The organism is Stutzerimonas sp. NM35 (assembly GCF_054604355.1).
In genome coordinates this window covers 1,861,924-1,878,174 of the sequence record NZ_CM137728.1, presented here as the reverse complement: position 1 = coordinate 1,878,174, position 16,251 = coordinate 1,861,924, and the positions used below count along the sequence as shown (strand labels likewise).

The following is a 16,251-nucleotide window of genomic DNA, read 5'->3' as shown; positions in this document are numbered from 1 at the left end:
CCGACCGATTCCTAGAAATTCGGCGTATTCGACGCAGATACTGCGTAGAGGGAAGGTAAACAGATGGTTCAGGTCAGAGCACTTCAGCCGATCAATACCGACGGCAGCATCAATCTCGAAGGCTGGCTCGATCATGTGCTGGGCATGGTCCCGGCGCTCGACCGTGACGCACTGAGGAAAGCCTGCGACTACGCCCGCGTGGCTGAGCAGCAGGCCAACGCGGCACAGAACCTGTGGAGCGAAGGCACGTCCAGTTACCAGACAGGGCTTGAGATTGCCGAAATTCTCGCCGACCTCAAGCTCGACCAGGAAAGCCTGGTCGCCGCCGTGATCTATCGCGGCGTGCGCGAGGGCAAGATCCAGCTGGCCGATGTCCATCGGCAATTCGGGCCGGTGGTCGCCAAACTCATCGCCGGCGTGCTGCGCATGGCGGCGATCAGCACCAGCCTGAACCCGCGCGAATCCCTGGTGCTGGGTTCCCAGACCCAGGTTGAAAACCTGCGCAAAATGCTTGTGGCCATGGTCGATGACGTGCGCGTCGCGCTGATCAAGCTGGCCGAGCGCACCTGCGCCATCCGCGCGGTAAAGAATGCCGATGACGACAAGCGCCACCGTGTCGCCCGTGAGGTGTTCGATATCTACGCGCCGCTGGCCCATCGTCTGGGTATCGGCCATATCAAGTGGGAGCTGGAGGACCTGTCCTTTCGCTACCTGGAGCCGGAGCAGTACAAGCAGATCGCCCAACTGCTGCACGAGCGGCGCCTGGATCGCGAGCAATACATCGAAAGCGTGGTACAGCAACTGCGCGACGAACTGACCGCGGCGGGCATTGAACCCGATATAGATGGCCGTGCCAAACATATCTATTCCATCTGGCGGAAAATGCAGAAGAAAGGCCTGCAATTCAGCCAGATCTACGACGTTCGCGCGGTGCGCGTGCTGGTGCCCGAAGTGCGCGACTGCTACACCGCGCTGGGTATCGTGCACACCCTGTGGCGGCACATTCCCAAGGAATTCGACGACTACATCGCCAACCCCAAGGAGAACGGCTACCGCTCGCTGCACACCGCCGTGCTTGGCCCGGAAGGCAAGGTGCTGGAAGTGCAGATCCGTACCAAGGCCATGCACGAGGAGGCCGAGCTGGGCGTATGCGCCCACTGGCGCTACAAGGGCACCGACGTCAATTCCGGTTCTGATCACTATGAGGAAAAGATCGCCTGGTTGCGCCAGGTGCTCGAGTGGCACGAGGAACTGGGCGATATCGGTGGCCTGGCCGAGCAGCTGCGGGTCGATATCGAGCCTGACCGGGTCTACGTCTTCACCCCCGACGGCCACGCCATCGATCTGCCCAAGGGCGCCACGCCGCTGGACTTCGCCTACCGCGTGCACACCGAGATCGGCCACAACTGCCGTGGCGCCAAGGTCAACGGGCGCATCGTGCCGCTCAACTACAGCCTGCAGACCGGCGAGCAGGTGGAGATCATCACCAGCAAGCAGGGCTCGCCGAGCCGCGACTGGCTGAACCCCAACCTGGGCTACATCACCAGCTCGCGCTCGCGGGCGAAGATCGTCCACTGGTTCAAGTTGCAGGCGCGCGACCAGAACGTCGCTGCCGGCAAGGCAATGCTCGAACGTGAACTGGGTCGCCTGGATTTGCCGCCGGTGGATTTCGACAAGCTGGCGGAAAAGGCCAACCTGAAGATTGCCGAAGACATGTACGCCGCGCTGGGCGCCGGCGACCTGCGCCTGGCCCATCTGGTCAACCTGGCGCAGCAACTGGTGGAGCCGGAGCGCGGCTATGACCAGCTTGAGCTGATTCCCCGGCGCTCGGCGCCTCACAAGCCGGGCAAGCGTGGCGACGTGCAGATCCAGGGCGTCGGCAACCTGCTGACGCAGATGGCCGGCTGCTGCCAGCCGCTGCCGGGCGATCCCATCGTCGGTTACATCACCGTTGGGCGTGGCGTCAGCATCCACCGTCAGGATTGCGCCTCGGTACTGCAACTGGCTGGCCGCGAGCCGGAGCGGATCATTCAGGTCAGCTGGGGACCGATCCCGGAGAAAACCTATCCGGTGGATATCATCATCCGTGCCTACGACCGCTCCGGTCTGCTGCGTGATATTTCGCAGATGCTGCTCAACGAACGGATCAACGTACTGTCGATGAACACCCGCTCCAACAAGGAAGACAGCACCGCGCAGATGCAGCTGACCATCGAGATCCCGGGTCTGAACGCTCTGGGCCGCTTGCTGGGACGGATATCGCAGTTGCCCAATATTATCGAGGCCAAGCGGCAAAGGGCCTCGTAGGTGAAGACGATAAAAGCGCTGGAGGCTTGAAAGCTGGACGATAAAGCGCGACGTTCAGCCTCCAGCCTCCAGCCTCCAGCCTCCAGCCTCCAGCCTCCAGCCGAGAATTCCCATGTACCAACTCAACGATCTCTTGCATCTGATGGCCCGGCTGCGCGATCCGCAGCATGGCTGTCCCTGGGATCTGCAGCAGGATTACGCCAGCATCGTCCCGCATACCCTCGAAGAGGCCTATGAAGTGGCCGATGCCATCGAGAGCGGCGATTTCGAGCACCTGCCTGGCGAGCTGGGTGATCTGCTGTTCCAGGTCGTCTACTACAGCCAGCTGGGCCAGGAAGAGGGGCGTTTCGATTTCGCCACCGTGGTCGATGCGATCACCCGCAAGCTGGTGCGACGGCATCCCCATGTCTTTCCCGACGGCGACCTGTACGGCTCGTTCGATCTGCCGCGCCTCGACGAGGCGGCCATCAAGCAGCGCTGGGAAGAGATCAAGGCCGAGGAACGCGCCGAGAAATCCGCCGCGCCCGAGCAGTTGTCCCTGCTCGATGACGTTCCCGGCGCGCTGCCGGCATTGAGCCGCGCCGCCAAGCTGCAGAAACGCACGGCCCAGGTCGGTTTCGACTGGCCGGACGCACTGCCGGTGGTCGATAAGGTGCGCGAGGAACTGGATGAAGTGCTCGTGGCCATGAGCGAGAACGACGCCGAGGCCATGGCCGAGGAGATCGGCGATCTGCTGTTCGTCACCGTCAACCTGGCGCGGCACCTGAAGGTGGACCCGGAAAACGCCCTGCGCGCAGCCAACCGCAAGTTCGAACGGCGCTTCCGTTATATCGAGCAGGCCTTGCGGGAAGCGGGGCGGCCCCTCGACAGCTGCAACCTGGCTGAGCTGGATGAGCTGTGGGAGCAGGCCAAGAAGCAGCTGGACGCTCCGTAGGGTGGATGTCGCTTTTCACATCCACCACAATCCCTTCATGCCTGTAGGGCCGAATTCATTCGGCCACGGTGCCCCAAAGGTCGAACAAGTTAGGCCCTACGCAGGTCCAGCAGCCACGGGGCCGCAGGTAACTGGTGGATGTTGCTTCGCACATCCACGACAATCGACCCTTCGCTTAATTTGAATTCACGACAGACGAGCCGAAACATGAGTCTTTCCCTTCGCGATCAGCTGCTCAAAGCCGGGCTGGTCAATGAGAAGCAGGTCAAACAGGCCGGCAAGCAGCAAAAGAAACAGCAGCGTCTGGTGCACAAAGGCCAAGCCGAGAAAGATGACTCGCAGCGCGAGGCGGCGCTCAAGGCGCAGGCCGAGAAGCAGGCGCGCGATCAGGAGCTCAACCGCCAGCAGCAGCAAAAGGCCGAGCAGAAGGCGCGTACCGCACAGATCAAGCAGCTGATCGAAACCAGCCGCCTGCCCAAGCTGACCACCGAGGATTACTACAACTTCGTCGACGACAAGAAGGTCAAGCGCCTGTCGGTGAACAAGCTGATGCGCGACAAGCTCTCCAGCGGCTCGCTGGCGATCGTCCGTCATGGCGGTGGTTACGAGGTGATTCCGCGCGAGGCCGCCTTGAAGATCCAGGAGCGCGACCCGCGCCGGATCGTGCAGCTCAACGTGCAGACCGAAGCACCGGATGCTGACGACCCCTACGCCGCCTATCAGATTCCCGACGACCTGATGTGGTGAGTCGCCGACGGAAGGAGGGATAGAAAGCGGCCCTCAGCCCTCTACCCATAGACTCGATCGGATCGTCCGATTGCCGCAGTGGAGACTCACGCTATGGGTAACGAATCCATCCGTCATTACGTATTCGACAGGCTCGACCTGCAAGCCGGCGGTGTACCGGGCGATCCGGAAGAGCCCGGTGTACCGGACCTGCCCACCGAGCCGGGTGTGCCAACGGTGCCGGATCAGCCGCCACCCGCACCGGTGGCCTGAGAAGGACACCAGGCACCTTAGGCATCGCATCAGGCCGAACGAGTTCGGCCCTACGGTTTGGCAAGCTCCACCCGTAGGGCCGAGTTCATTCGGCCAGCCGTTGCCCAAGGGCGGACAGGTTCAGCCCACGCAGCCCTAGTCCGCCGCGGTATTCGCTGCCAGGCCCTCGGCCTGCCGCAGCAGTTCGGTCACTTCCTCGTCGCGGGTCTGGTCGAAATTGGCGTAATGCCGGCCGACGCCGATGAAGGGCTCGGGCATGGCCAGGCAGATCAGCTCATCCACTTCACCTTGCAGCACTTCGATGACGTCACGTGGACCCACGGGGGTTGCCAGCACCATTCGCCGTGGGCCGGCCTGGCGCAGGCCCTTGAGCGCTGCCCGCACGGTCGCGCCGGTGGCAATGCCGTCATCGATGACGATCACGCAGCGACCTGCCACCGAAGGTGCCGGACGATCGCCGCAATAATGCTGGCGCCGCCGCTCCAGTTCGGTCAGCTGGCGCTGCATCTCTTCCTCGAACCAGCTCGGCGGCGGGTTTATCTGCTGCAGCAACGCCTGGTTGACCACCCATTGCGGATCGGCACCGTCGATCACCGCGCCCAGCGCCAGTTCCTCATTGCCCGGCGCGCCGATCTTGCGCACCAGCACCAGATCCAGTGGCGCCTTGAGCAGGCTGGCTACCTCGAAGGCGACCGGCACGCCGCCGCGCGGCAGGGCGAGCACCAGCGGCTGTTCGCTCGCCAGGTGCAGGAGGGCTTCGGCCAGTTCCTGACCGGCGTGGACACGGTCGCGGAACAGGCTCGATTCAGGAACGAACATGCGCATGGCTCATTCTCCGAACGGGTAGGTGTCGGGCACGGTGGTTTCGTCGATACGGCGCGGGCCGATGGGTGTAACTGCCGTGGTCTGTTCCAGCCAGAGCAGCGCGTCGAATTGCTCGGCCAGGATCGCCTGGAAGTAGTGGCTCTGGCGTTCGGTCTGGGGCCGGTAGATGACGCCGATCGCCCGTTCCAGGCGTGGCCGCGCCAGTGCCTGGCGCAGCTCGCGATGGTTGTCGCCGCGCCACTCGGTCAGCGAGGCGGGATGGCCGGCCTGCAGGAACAGCTGCTCCCAGCTGTCCGGTCGGGACGGGCGCACCTGCTTGAGCTGCATGGGTTCGTCCCAGTTGTCGGCGGCGGCGACTTCGCCGCGGTCCGTGGCCATGCCGATCAGCACCGCCTCACGACCGAAGGCGGTGCGACAGAGCTCGCCGATGTTGAACTCGCCGCCCCAGCCCATGGAAGTCGCGGCGGCATTACCGATGTGCGAATTGTGCGCCCAGACCACCGCACGGGCGTCCGCGCCGCGATGCTCCAGCAGTGCGCGCAAGGTGTCGAACATGTGCCGGTCGCGCAGGTTCCAGGACTCGGTGGAGCCGCGATACATGGCGCGGTAATAGTGCTCGGCGGCCATCACCACCCGGGCGTTGCGCTCGGCATCGAAAAAGTCGCCGTCGTCGCGGCCCATGTATTCCAGGCGCTGCGCCAGCAGTGCGCTGAGCTGCTCGGTCACCGCCTGTTCGCAGGATGGCTGGCCGAGCATCACGTTGTGGCCGTAGCCGGCCGGTTCTTCGTGCCAGGGGCTCAGACAGCCGTAGCGTCGGCGGGCGGCGCTTGCCGCCGCCGGGTCGACCTGATCGAGATAGCTCAGCACCTCGCGTATCGAGGCGCCCAGGCTGTAGACGTCCAGCCCGCGAAACTCCACGCGCCGCTCGGTCGGCAGCGCATCGTTGTGCTGGCGCAGCCAGCGGGTGAAGTCCGCCACCTCGCGGTTGCGCCACATCCAGGCGGGGAAGCGCTTGAAGGAGTCCTCGACCCAGGTGGCGGGCTGGCGCTGGCGCACGTGGCTGTCGATCTGCGCGGCGTCCGGCCAGTCCGCTTCGGCGGCGACGATGTTGAAACCGTGGCGCTCGATCAGGCGCCGGGTGATGGCGGCGCGGGCGCGATAGAACTCCGAGGTGCCATGGCTGGCCTCGCCGATCAATACCACGCGGGCGTCGGCGAAGCGCTCGAAATGGTCGGCAAAATGCGGGTTGTCGATCGACGGAAGCGCGATTGCATGGGCACGCAGCAGGGCTACCAGTTGTTTTTCGCTGACCTCGGCAGAGGCTCTAAGGCGGGGTTCGCTCATGGCCTCGCTCCTCTTGGTGGGGTGTCTATCAATGACCCGGCCCCACAGGGCCTGTTCATTCGGCTCGACGGAAGGCGGATGTAACCCGAGCCGCCGAACTGAAGCAGGTGACCAGGCCTCTAACAGGCAGACGTCGATGTCGGCGGGCTTTATTCCGGCCGAAGGCGCTTTTTAGAGAGAGGGCTGCCCATGACCACCTGGATCATCGCTTATAACAAGGACGGCAATACCGCCACCCTGAAAACCGAGTCCGATCACCAGCCGGATATCGACGAGGCGGTCGAACTGGTCACCCAGATGGCCCGGCGCGAATTTGGCGAAGGGGATCTGGATCACGAACATGACCCGGACCTGGAGGACACGCCTGCCACCCGCCTGGCCGAGCGCTACGGCATCACCATCACGGGGATTTCCCAGGCCTGAGGCGCGACTCGCGACGAAACGGGAACGGACCCTAGCGCACTCTCCAGACGCTGTCCTCGCCCACCACATAGATGCGCTGAGCGTCTTCGGCGCCGACTTCCAGCATGCCGGTGAAGGCGCCGAAGGCGGGCAACAGGCTGATTCGCTCGCCGATGCAGAAGCATGGCAGGCGCAGGCTTTGCCGGCCGCGCCCCTGCAGGCGAAAGGCAGGATGCAGGTGGCCGGCCAACACGTGGTGGCTGGGATGCGGCTCGGGTTCGTGCTGCAGGGCAAAGGGGCCGAGCAGCAGCGGTTCGGGCACGACGCCGATGTCCAGTTCCTTGGGTGGATCGCCCGCGCGGCGGTCATGGTTGCCGCGTATCAGGGTGATCTCCAGCCGCGGATGTCGTTGGCGCCAGGCGAGCAATTGTGCGTGCGTCGCCGGCGTGCGGGATTCGGGGGCGTGCAGGAAGTCACCGAGGAAGATCAACCGGCAGCTGGGATACTGCGCCAGCAGTGCGTCGAGGCGTTGCAGGTTGGCCTGGGTGGTGCCCTGGGGCACCGGTTGGCCGAGCCTGCGATAGGCCGCGGCCTTGCCGAAGTGAATGTCGGCGATCAACAGCGCCCGTTCGCCCGGCCAGTAGACAGCCTTGTCGGCGAGCAGCCAGAGTTCGGTCTGTTCCAGCTCGATGGGAAGATAGGGGTTCATCGTTGTCCTGTCGCTGGCCGTTTTCGTCACCTATCGGGTCGAACCCGTTCGGTCGGTCGTTGCGTGAGGCTTGTAGGGCCGAATTCATTCGGCCAGCGGTTGTGCCAGGCCGAACAAGTTCGGCCCTACGGTCATCATCTTCGCGGTCTCGGTGTGCCGTCCTTGCGCGTGCGGGGTTTGCGTTTCGGGCCGGTCTCCTTTTCGACGGCGATGGCGGCGTTCCGTTCGGGCTGATAGCCGCCGGGGCCGGCGGCCTTATCCAGCTCGGCGACCATGCGCCGGATGCGGTCGGCCAGCTTTTCCGAAGTCAGGCTTTCGCGAAAACGCTCGACCATCAGCGGGAAGGCCAGCGGGGTGGTGCGTTTGACCTGATGCACGTCCAGCCGGCGCTGCTGCAGGCGCGTCAGGGTCTGTTCCAGCCGCTCCACATCCAGCTCCTGGCGCAGCACTTCTTCCTCGGCCTGGGTCAGCAGCAGGTTGGCCGGGTCGTACTGGCGGAACACGTCGAAGAACAGCCCGCTGGAAGCCTGCAACTGTCGCGCGCTCTTCTGCGCACCGGGATAACCGGAAAAGACCAGCCCGGCGATGCGCGCGATCTCGCGAAAGCGCCGGCGCGCCAGCTCGCCGGCATTGAGGCTGGCCAGCACGTCGTGCAGCAGGTTGCCCGTGTCGAACAGCGCCGGGGTCAGCCCTTGCAGCCAGTCCACTTCGGTGGCCGAGAGCAGTTCCAGGCCGTAGTCGTTCACCGCGATGGAAAAGGTCAGCGGCTGGCGCTGGCCCATGCGCCAGGCCAGCAGGCTGGCCAGACCGAGGTGCACGTGGCGCCCGGCGAAGGGGTAGAGGAACAGGTGCCAGCCCTCGCGAGATTTCAGCACCTCGGCCAGCAGCGTGGTTTCGCTGGGCAGCGCCGACCAGTTCATCTGCACCTGCAACAGCGGTTGCACCAGACGCATCTCCTGGCTGTCGAAGCGTCCCCGCGCGGCGGCGCCCAGCTGCTCCACCACGGCATCGGCCAGTTCGCTGGAAAGCGGCATGCGCCCGCCGTTCCAGCGTGGCACAGCCGCCTTCCTGCCGCTGGCGCGGTTGACGTAGACGGTCATGTTCTCCACCCGCACCAGCTCCAGCAGGCGTCCGGCGAAGAGGAAGTTGTCACCCGGCCGCAGGCGCGCGATGAAACCTTCCTCGACTGAGCCCAACGAACGCCCGGTGCCGCCTCGGGCCCAGAATTTCACCGTCAGGCTGGCATCGCTGACGATGGTGCCGATGCTCATGCGATGGCGCAGCGCCACGCGTTTGCTCGGCACTTTCCACAGGCCGGTTTCGTCCGGCTCGACGCGTTGATAATCGGGGTAGGCCGTCAGCGAATGGCCGCCGTGGCGCACGAACGCCAGCGCCCATTGCCACTGGTCGTCGTCCAGCTGGCGATAGGACCAGGCCTGGCGCACTTCGACGAAGAGTTCTTCGGGGCGGAAACCGCCACCCAGCGCCATGCTGACCAGATGCTGCACCAGCACATCCAGCGGTCGCTGCGGGGCGCTGCGGGTCTCGATCCGGCGTTCGGCGACCGCCACCTGCGCCGCGGCGGCTTCGATCACTTCCAGGCTGTGGGTGGGCACCAGCGTCACCCGTGAGGTACGTCCCGGGGCGTGACCGGAACGCCCGGCGCGCTGCATCAAGCGGGCGACGCCCTTGGGCGATCCGATCTGCAGCACGCGTTCGACCGGCAGGAAATCCACCCCCAGGTCCAGGCTGGACGTGCAGACCACGGCCTTCAGCGCACCCTGTTTCAGGCCCAGCTCGACCCAGTCGCGCACCTCGCGGGCCAGCGAGCCGTGGTGCAGCGCGATCAGCCCGGCCCAATCCGGGCGCGCATCGAGAATCGCCTGATACCAGAGCTCCGACTGCGAGCGGGTGTTGGTGAACACCAGTGAGGTGGCGGCCGATTCGATCTCCTCGACCACCTGCGGCAACATGCGCAGACCCAGGTGCCCGGCCCAGGGAAAGCGTTCGAGGCTGGGAGGCAGCAGGGTGTCGACCCTGAGCGCTTTGTCGATGCGCCCCTGGATCAACCGCCCCTGCCCGGGGTGCAGTAGTACGTCGAGCGCGTGGGGCTGGTTGCCCAGGGTGGCGGACAGGCCCCAGACGATCAGCTCCGGTATCCAGCGGCGCAGCCGCGCCAGCGCCAGTTGCAGTTGCACGCCACGCTTGTTGCCCAGCAGCTCGTGCCACTCGTCCACCACCAGCATGCGCAGGCTGCCGAAGGCCTGGCGGGCATCGGCGCGGGTCAGCAGCAGCGTCAGGCTTTCCGGCGTGGTGATCAGCGCGCTGGGCAGGCGTCGGCTCTGGCGTGCGCGTTCGGCACTGCCGGTGTCGCCGGTGCGCAGGCCGACGCTCCAGGCGATGCCGAGATCGTCCAGTGGCGCCTGCAATGCGCGGGCGGTGTCGGCGGCCAGGGCGCGCATGGGCGTGATCCAGAGGACGCTGAGTGGGGCGGGTTTGGCGGTAGTTTGCGGCTTCTTCTCGGGCAAGCCCGCTCCTACGGAAGCAAAACGATCGAGCGCGCCGAGCCAGACGGCATAGGTCTTGCCCGAGCCGGTGGTGGCGTGGAGCAGACCGGACTCGCCGTTCTGCACGGCTTGCCAGACGTCCCGCTGGAACGCAAAGGGTTGCCAGCCACGGCGGGCGAACCAGGTTTCGGCGAGAGGGCCGGCTTTCAGCGGGGACTGCGTCATGTGCCATTCCGTCTGGTGGGATCTTGCCTGCCGGTCGTTCAGGCCCTCGCAGGGCCTGGCCGGCCATGACGGGCCGGCCTTCCGTAAGCACCACCTGGTCTGACAGCGCGCGGCGCCGCCTGGCTCGACCGCGCTGTCTCAGATTGCCACCAGCCCTCGCACGCCGTCGGCTTCCATGGTTTCGCCCCGGCCCTGCTGGACGATCTCGCCGCGGCTCATCACCAGGTACTGGTCGGCCAGTTCCGCGGCGAAGTCGTAGAACTGCTCGACCAGCAGGATGCTCATGTCGCCGCGGGCTGCGAGCTTTTTGATCACCACGCCGATTTCCTTGATCACCGAGGGCTGGATGCCTTCGGTGGGTTCGTCGAGGATCAGCAGGCGCGGCTTGCTGGCCAGCGCCCGGCCAATGGCCAGTTGCTGTTGCTGGCCACCGGAGAGATCGCCACCACGGCGGTGTTTCATTTCGTCGAGCACTGGAAAGAGTTCGTAGATGAATTCCGGTACTTCCCTGGCCTCCTTGGCGCTGAACCGCGACAGCCCCATCAGCAGATTTTCCTCCACGGTCAGACGCGGGAATATTTCCCTTCCCTGGGGCACGTAGGCGATGCCGGCCTGCACCCGCTGGTGCGGTTTCAGCCCGGTGATCGGCTTGCCTTCCCAGCTCACCGAACCTTCCCTGGCCGGGATCAGGCCCATCAGGCACTTGAGCAGCGTGGTCTTGCCAACCCCGTTGCGCCCGAGCAGGCAGGTGACTTCGCCGATCCTGGCCTCGAACGACAGGCCGCGCAGGATATGACTGCCGCTGTAGTATTGATGCAGATTTTCGATATTGAGCATGCTTTGAATCCTTATAAGCCGCTGAAGACTTTGAGGCTGGAGGCTGAACGAAAAGCAGCTTTTCCGTTCAGCCTCCAGCGCTTTTTCCGGTTTTTAACGCCCTAGGTACACCTCGATCACCCGCTCGTCAGCCTGGACCTTTTCCAGCGACCCTTCGGCCAGCACCTGGCCCTGGTGCAGCACGGTGACGTGATCGGCGATGGAGCCGACGAAGCCCATATCGTGCTCGACCACGATCAGCGAGTGCTTGCGCGCCAGCGATTTGAACAGCGTGGCGGTGAATTCGGTTTCGGCATCGGTCATGCCGGCCACCGGCTCGTCGAGCAGCAGCAGGTGCGGCTGCTGCATCAGCAGCATGCCGATCTCCAGGAACTGTTTCTGGCCGTGCGAGAGCAGCCCGGCAGGGCGGCGCCGCGCACCCTCCAGGCGGATGGTGGCCAGCACCTCGTCGATGCGGTCCTTCTGCTCGCCGGAGAGCTTCGCTTTCAGGCTGGCCCACACTGATTTGTCGGTCTTCTGGGTCAGCTCAAGGTTCTCGAACACCGAAAGCGCCTCGAATACCGTCGGTTTCTGGAACTTGCGGCCAATGCCGGCCTGAGCGATCTCGGCTTCGCTCATGCGGGTCAGGTCGAACTGCTCGCCAAACCAGGCCTTGCCAGTGTCGGGGCGGGTCTTGCCGGTGATCACGTCCATCAGGGTGGTCTTGCCGGCGCCGTTGGGACCGATGATGCAACGCAGTTCGCCGATACCGATGTACAGGTTGAGATCGGTCAGCGCCCTGAAGCCATCGAAGCTGACGTTGATCTCCTCCAGGGTGAGGATGGTGCCGTGGCGGACATTGACGGTCTTGCCGATCAGCTGGCCTTTGTCCGGCGACAGCTCGGCCTGGCAAGTGGTAGCGTTCATTGTTCTTTCTCCTTGCGCAGCAGCCCGATCACGCCCTTGGGCAGGTACAGGGTGACGATGATGAACAGTGCGCCGAGGGCGAACAGCCAGTATTCGGGGAAGGCCACGGTGAACCAGCTCTTCATGCCGTTGACCAGACCGGCGCCCAGCAGCGGCCCGATCAGCGTGCCGCGCCCGCCCAGGGCGACCCAGACGGCGGCCTCGATGGATTGCGTCGGCGCCATCTCGCTGGGGTTGATGATCCCGACCTGCGGCACGTAGAGCGCGCCGGCCAGGCCGCACAACACTGCGCTCAATACCCAGATAAACAGCTTGTAGCTGCGCGGGTCGTAGCCGCAGAACATCAGGCGATTTTCCGCATCGCGCAGCGCCGTCAGCACCCGGCCGAATTTGCTGCGCGCCAGCCGCCAGCCGAGGTACAGGCTGCCGACGAGCAGGGTGACGGTGGCCAGGAACAGCGTGGCGCGGGTGGCGGGCGCCGAGATCGAGAAGCCGAGGATGGTCCTGAAATCGGTGAAGCCGTTGTTGCCACCGAAGCCGGTTTCGTTGCGGAAGAACAACAGCATGCCGGCGAAGGTCAGCGCCTGGGTCATGATCGAGAAATACACACCCTTGATCCGCGAGCGGAAGGCGAAGTAACCGAACACGAAGGCCAGCACGCCCGGCACCAGCACCACCAGGCACATGGCCCAGAGAAAACTGGAGGTGCCGTACCAGTACCAGGGCAACTCGTTCCAGGCGAGGAAGCTCATGAATGCCGGTAGACCATCACCCGCGCTCTGGCGCATCAGGTACATGCCCATGGCATAGCCGCCGAGGGCGAAGAACAGGCCGTGGCCCAGCGACAGCAGCCCGGCGTAGCCCCAGACCAGATCCAGCGCCAGGGCGACGATGGCGTAGCAGAGGATCTTGCCGACCAGCGTCAGGGTGTAGGCCGAGACATGGAACGCGTGGTCAGCCGGCAGCAGGTGCAGCAGCGGCATGGCGATCAGGATGGCGAGCACCGTGCCGAGGGCGGCGGCGGTGAGTGTCGGGCCGGCTTTCTGCGCGGCAGTGATCGTGAGTGGCTGGTTCAATCGATGACCCTCCCCTTGAGGGCGAACAGTCCCTGCGGACGTTTCTGGATGAAGAGGATGATCAGCGCGAGGATGAGGATCTTGCCCAGCACGGCGCCGATCTGCGGTTCGAGGATCTTGTTGGCGATGCCTAAGCCAAACGCGGCGAAGATGCTGCCGGCCAGCTGGCCGACGCCGCCGAGCACCACCACCAGGAAGGAGTCGATGATGTAGCCCTGGCCAAGGTCCGGGCCGACGTTGCCGATCTGGCTCAACGCCACGCCGCCCAGCCCGGCGATCCCCGAACCCAGTCCGAACGCCATCATGTCGATGCGCCCGGTCGGCACGCCGCAGCAGGCGGCCATGTTGCGGTTCTGGGTGACTGCGCGCACGTTCAGGCCCAGGCGGGTCCTGTTCAGCAGCAGCCAGGTCAGCAGCACCACGAACAGTGCGAAGCCGATGATCACCATGCGGTTGTAGGGCAGCACCAGGTTCGGCAGCACCTGCAGCCCGCCGGACAGCCAGGCGGGGTTGGCGACTTCGACGTTCTGCGCGCCGAACACCACCCGCACCAGCTGGATCAGGATCAGGCTGATGCCCCAGGTCGCCAGCAGGGTTTCCAGCGGGCGGCCATAGAGATGGCGAATCACCGTGCGCTCCAGCGCCATGCCGATCGCGGCGGTGACGAAAAAGGCCACCGGCAGCGCCACCAGCGGGTAGAACGCCAGCGCTTCCGGGGCGAGCCGCGCCATCAGCACCTGCACCATGTAGGTGGTGTAGGCGCCGAGCATCAGCATCTCGCCGTGGGCCATGTTGATCACACCCAGCAGGCCGAAGGTGATGGCCAGGCCCAGGGCGGCGAGCAGCAGGATCGAACCCAGCGACAGGCCACTGAAGGCCTGACCGAGCAGTTCGCCGATCAGCAGCTTGCGCTTGACCTGGGCCAGGCTGGCCTCCGCGGCCTTGCGCACCTCGGCGTCGGTTTCCGCTGCGTCGGCCAGCAGGTTTTCCAGGCGTACCCGCGCCAGCGGCGCACCGGTTTCGCCGAGCAGGCGCACGGCGGCCAGACGGATCGCCGGGTCGGTCGCGGTCAGTTGCAGATTGGCCAGCGCCAGGGTCAGGGCTTCGCTCACTGCCGGGTCTTCTTCAGCTTCAAGGCGTTCTTCCAGCAGCCTCAACTGGTCCGGTGTGGCGCTACGCTGCAGGCGTTTGGCGGCGCTCAGGCGTTGCGCCGGATCTTCGGCGAACAGCTGGTGGCTGGCCAGCGCGGTATTCAGCAGGCCGCGCAGGCGGTTGTTCAGGCGCAGCTTCTTCAGCGTGCCGACGGGTTCGGCGGCGCCTTGCAGGGCGCGAAAGCCAGCGTTCTCTTCGATGAAGGGGGCGTTGTCGGCGTCGATAACCACGCGGTTGGCGCGTAGCGCTTCGATCAGCGCCAGCCGCTCGGGGGCGGGCGCGGCGGCCCAGGTTTCCAGCAGTTTTGCCTGTTTGGCCGGGCTGGCCTTGGCGTAATCGGCTGCGTCTCCGGCCTGGGCTGCCCAGGGCAGCGCAAGCAGGAGCAACAGCAATAATCGGTGCAGGGCAGTGGGCATGGCGGTGTCCTGGAAGAGGGGCACTGTAGGAGCGAGCTTGCTCGCGATCACGGTCTACCAGGATGATCGCGCCGCTTCGATCGCCAGCGAGCTGGCTCCTACAGGGTGGATGGGGGCAGGCCCCGAGGGATCAGTTGCTCTTCACCGCGTAATCCGGCTTCTTGTCGTTACCCGGGATATACGGACTCCACGGCTGCGCGCGGACCGGGCTTTCGGTCTCCCAGACCACCGAGAACTGGCCGTCTTCCTGGACCTCGCCGATCATCACCGGCTTGTGCAGGTGATGGTTTTTCTCGTCCATGGTCAGGGTGTAGCCGCTCGGCGCCGCGAAGGTCTGCCCGGCCAGGGCGTCACGCACCTTGTCCACCTCGGTGGTGCCCGCCTGCCCGACCGCCTGTGCCCACATGTGGATGCCGACATAGGTGGCTTCCATCGGGTCGTTGGTCACGGCCTTGTCGGCGCCCGGCAGGTTCTTGGCCTTGGCATAGGCCTTCCACTTGGCGACGAACTGCTCGTTGACCGGGTTTTCCACCGACTGGAAGTAGTTCCAGGCGGCCAGATGGCCGACCAGCGGTTTGGTGTCGATGCCGCGCAGTTCTTCTTCGCCCACCGAGAAGGCCACGACCGGGACTTCGGTGGCTTCCAGGCCCTGATTGGCCAGTTCCTTGTAGAAGGGCACGTTGGAGTCGCCGTTGATGGTGGAGACCACCGCGGTCTTGCCGCCGGCGGAGAACTTCTTGATGTTGGCGACGATGGTCTGGTAATCGCTGTGGCCGAAGGGCGTGTAGACCTCTTCGATCGACGACTCCGGCACGCCCTTGCTGATCAGGAAGGCGCGCAGAATCTTGTTGGTGGTGCGCGGGTAGACGTAGTCGGTGCCCAGCAGGAAGAAGCGCTCGGCGCTGCCGCCGTCCTCGCTCATCAGGTATTCCACGGCGGGGATGGCCTGCTGGTTCGGCGCGGCGCCGGTGTAGAAGACGTTGGGCGACAGCTCCTCGCCTTCGTACTGCACCGGGTAGAACAGCAGGCCGTTCAGTTCTTCGTAGACCGGCAGCACGGATTTGCGAGAAACGGAGGTCCAGCAACCGAAGGTCACCGCGACCTTGTCCTGGGTCAGCAGCTGACGGCCACGCTCGGCGAACAGCGGCCAGTTCGAGGCGGGATCGACCACCACCGGCTCCAGCTGCTTGCCGAGCACGCCGCCCTTGGCGTTGATCTCGTCGATGGCCATCAGCGCCATGTCTTTCAGGGAGGTTTCCGAAATGGCCATGGTGCCGGACAGCGAATGCAGGATGCCGACCTTGATGGTTTCGGCGGCCTGCAGGGTGAAGGGGAACAGGCCGGACAGCATCAGCGCGCTGGCGGCGAGGGTGGACTTCAGTAGAGGACGGCGTTTCATGGTGGGCGGCTCCTTGGCTGTCCATGCGTAACTGTGGGTTGGGTCCATCGGGACGCAAGGAGCAATGGCAGCATCCGTGCCAATTTCCTGAAAGCCTTGTGTGGCAGGGCTTTGCGGGCTTTTTTCGGGTCTGCGCCGCGAGGGGCGGCGCGTTGCTGCAGGGCGAAAACGGGGCGGTGTGAAAGGCTGTGGCAGGGTGCTGCACGTTCATGG

Annotated in this window: 14 protein-coding genes; 5 read left to right on the top strand and 9 right to left on the bottom strand. The window is 65.0% G+C overall.

Translation table 11 applies throughout. From position 1 onward, the window contains the following. Positions 1-63: 63 nt before the first annotated feature. The 4 genes from relA to ACYCFC_RS08815 all read left to right on the top strand — a co-directional run bounded on the left by relA (position 64) and on the right by ACYCFC_RS08815 (position 4,240). Positions 64-2,307 (top strand): GTP diphosphokinase, encoded by a 2,244-nt coding sequence (gene relA / locus ACYCFC_RS08830; RefSeq protein WP_459653709.1) that lies wholly within the window; start codon positions 64-66, stop codon positions 2,305-2,307. 112 nt (positions 2,308-2,419) lie between these two features. After that, positions 2,420-3,241 carry a nucleoside triphosphate pyrophosphohydrolase gene (mazG, locus tag ACYCFC_RS08825; protein WP_181082616.1) on the top strand — a complete coding sequence of 274 codons (822 nt, stop codon included), beginning with the start codon at positions 2,420-2,422 and terminating at the stop codon, positions 3,239-3,241. 207 nt (positions 3,242-3,448) lie between these two features. Next, complete coding sequence (locus ACYCFC_RS08820; RefSeq protein WP_181082617.1) at positions 3,449-3,988, top strand: DUF2058 domain-containing protein; 540 nt, start codon at positions 3,449-3,451, stop codon at positions 3,986-3,988. Between the two features lie 93 nt (positions 3,989-4,081). After that, the gene (locus ACYCFC_RS08815; protein ID WP_181082618.1) at positions 4,082-4,240 is read left to right on the top strand and encodes a hypothetical protein; all 159 of its coding nucleotides are present in this window, start codon (positions 4,082-4,084) and stop codon (positions 4,238-4,240) included. 135 nt (positions 4,241-4,375) lie between these two features. On the opposite strand, the gene ACYCFC_RS08810 is transcribed toward ACYCFC_RS08815, so the two are convergent. Continuing rightward, the gene (locus tag ACYCFC_RS08810) at positions 4,376-5,065 is read right to left on the bottom strand and encodes a phosphoribosyltransferase (protein WP_181082619.1); all 690 of its coding nucleotides are present in this window, start codon (positions 5,063-5,065) and stop codon (positions 4,376-4,378) included. A 3-nt stretch (positions 5,066-5,068) separates the two neighbouring features. Further along, positions 5,069-6,409 (bottom strand): erythromycin esterase family protein, encoded by a 1,341-nt coding sequence (locus ACYCFC_RS08805; protein WP_459653708.1) that lies wholly within the window; start codon positions 6,407-6,409, stop codon positions 5,069-5,071. A gap of 189 nt (positions 6,410-6,598) precedes the next feature. Here ACYCFC_RS08805 and ACYCFC_RS08800 point away from each other — a divergent pair, with 189 nt between their 5' ends. After that, complete coding sequence (locus ACYCFC_RS08800) at positions 6,599-6,832, top strand: hypothetical protein (protein ID WP_459653707.1); 234 nt, start codon at positions 6,599-6,601, stop codon at positions 6,830-6,832. Between the two features lie 31 nt (positions 6,833-6,863). Here the strand turns inward: ACYCFC_RS08800 and pdeM are convergent, their stop codons facing one another. The 7 genes from pdeM to urtA form a co-directional block, all read right to left on the bottom strand. Next, positions 6,864-7,520, bottom strand: coding sequence for a ligase-associated DNA damage response endonuclease PdeM (gene pdeM, locus ACYCFC_RS08795; RefSeq protein WP_459653706.1), 657 nt, complete (start codon positions 7,518-7,520; stop codon positions 6,864-6,866). 134 nt (positions 7,521-7,654) lie between these two features. After that, on the bottom strand, positions 7,655-10,252 hold the full coding sequence (locus ACYCFC_RS08790) for a ligase-associated DNA damage response DEXH box helicase (RefSeq protein WP_459653705.1): 2,598 nt from the start codon (positions 10,250-10,252) through the stop codon (positions 7,655-7,657). Positions 10,253-10,390: 138 nt separating this feature from the next. Then, positions 10,391-11,089 (bottom strand): urea ABC transporter ATP-binding subunit UrtE, encoded by a 699-nt coding sequence (gene urtE, locus ACYCFC_RS08785; RefSeq protein WP_459653704.1) that lies wholly within the window; start codon positions 11,087-11,089, stop codon positions 10,391-10,393. Between the two features lie 93 nt (positions 11,090-11,182). Beyond that, positions 11,183-11,995, bottom strand: coding sequence for an urea ABC transporter ATP-binding protein UrtD (gene urtD, locus ACYCFC_RS08780; protein ID WP_181082625.1), 813 nt, complete (start codon positions 11,993-11,995; stop codon positions 11,183-11,185). Next, positions 11,992-13,071: an urea ABC transporter permease subunit UrtC gene (gene urtC / locus ACYCFC_RS08775; RefSeq protein WP_181082626.1), complete on the bottom strand. Its 1,080-nt coding sequence runs from the start codon at positions 13,069-13,071 to the stop codon at positions 11,992-11,994. The genes urtD and urtC overlap by 4 nt, the downstream gene beginning before the upstream one ends. Then, positions 13,068-14,639, bottom strand: a complete 1,572-nt coding sequence (gene urtB / locus ACYCFC_RS08770) for an urea ABC transporter permease subunit UrtB (protein ID WP_459653703.1) — start codon at positions 14,637-14,639, stop codon at positions 13,068-13,070. The genes urtC and urtB overlap by 4 nt, the downstream gene beginning before the upstream one ends. A 130-nt stretch (positions 14,640-14,769) precedes the next feature. After that, positions 14,770-16,038 (bottom strand): urea ABC transporter substrate-binding protein, encoded by a 1,269-nt coding sequence (gene urtA / locus ACYCFC_RS08765; RefSeq protein ID WP_459653702.1) that lies wholly within the window; start codon positions 16,036-16,038, stop codon positions 14,770-14,772. Positions 16,039-16,251 lie beyond the last annotated feature (213 nt).

What these genes read in the sequence shown, in the direction of transcription:
- relA (WP_459653709.1), top strand. Translation starts at nt 64, where the DNA reads ATGGTTCAGGTCAGAGCACTTCAGCCGATCAATACCGACGGCAGCATC.
- mazG (WP_181082616.1), top strand. Translation starts at nt 2,420, where the DNA reads ATGTACCAACTCAACGATCTCTTGCATCTGATGGCCCGGCTGCGCGAT.
- ACYCFC_RS08820 (WP_181082617.1), top strand. Translation starts at nt 3,449, where the DNA reads ATGAGTCTTTCCCTTCGCGATCAGCTGCTCAAAGCCGGGCTGGTCAAT.
- ACYCFC_RS08815 (WP_181082618.1), top strand. Translation starts at nt 4,082, where the DNA reads ATGGGTAACGAATCCATCCGTCATTACGTATTCGACAGGCTCGACCTG.
- ACYCFC_RS08810 (WP_181082619.1), bottom strand. Translation starts at nt 5,065, where the DNA reads ATGCGCATGTTCGTTCCTGAATCGAGCCTGTTCCGCGACCGTGTCCAC.
- ACYCFC_RS08805 (WP_459653708.1), bottom strand. Translation starts at nt 6,409, where the DNA reads ATGAGCGAACCCCGCCTTAGAGCCTCTGCCGAGGTCAGCGAAAAACAA.
- ACYCFC_RS08800 (WP_459653707.1), top strand. Translation starts at nt 6,599, where the DNA reads ATGACCACCTGGATCATCGCTTATAACAAGGACGGCAATACCGCCACC.
- pdeM (WP_459653706.1), bottom strand. Translation starts at nt 7,520, where the DNA reads ATGAACCCCTATCTTCCCATCGAGCTGGAACAGACCGAACTCTGGCTG.
- ACYCFC_RS08790 (WP_459653705.1), bottom strand. Translation starts at nt 10,252, where the DNA reads ATGACGCAGTCCCCGCTGAAAGCCGGCCCTCTCGCCGAAACCTGGTTC.
- urtE (WP_459653704.1), bottom strand. Translation starts at nt 11,089, where the DNA reads ATGCTCAATATCGAAAATCTGCATCAATACTACAGCGGCAGTCATATC.
- urtD (WP_181082625.1), bottom strand. Translation starts at nt 11,995, where the DNA reads ATGAACGCTACCACTTGCCAGGCCGAGCTGTCGCCGGACAAAGGCCAG.
- urtB (WP_459653703.1), bottom strand. Translation starts at nt 14,639, where the DNA reads ATGCCCACTGCCCTGCACCGATTATTGCTGTTGCTCCTGCTTGCGCTG.
- urtA (WP_459653702.1), bottom strand. Translation starts at nt 16,038, where the DNA reads ATGAAACGCCGTCCTCTACTGAAGTCCACCCTCGCCGCCAGCGCGCTG.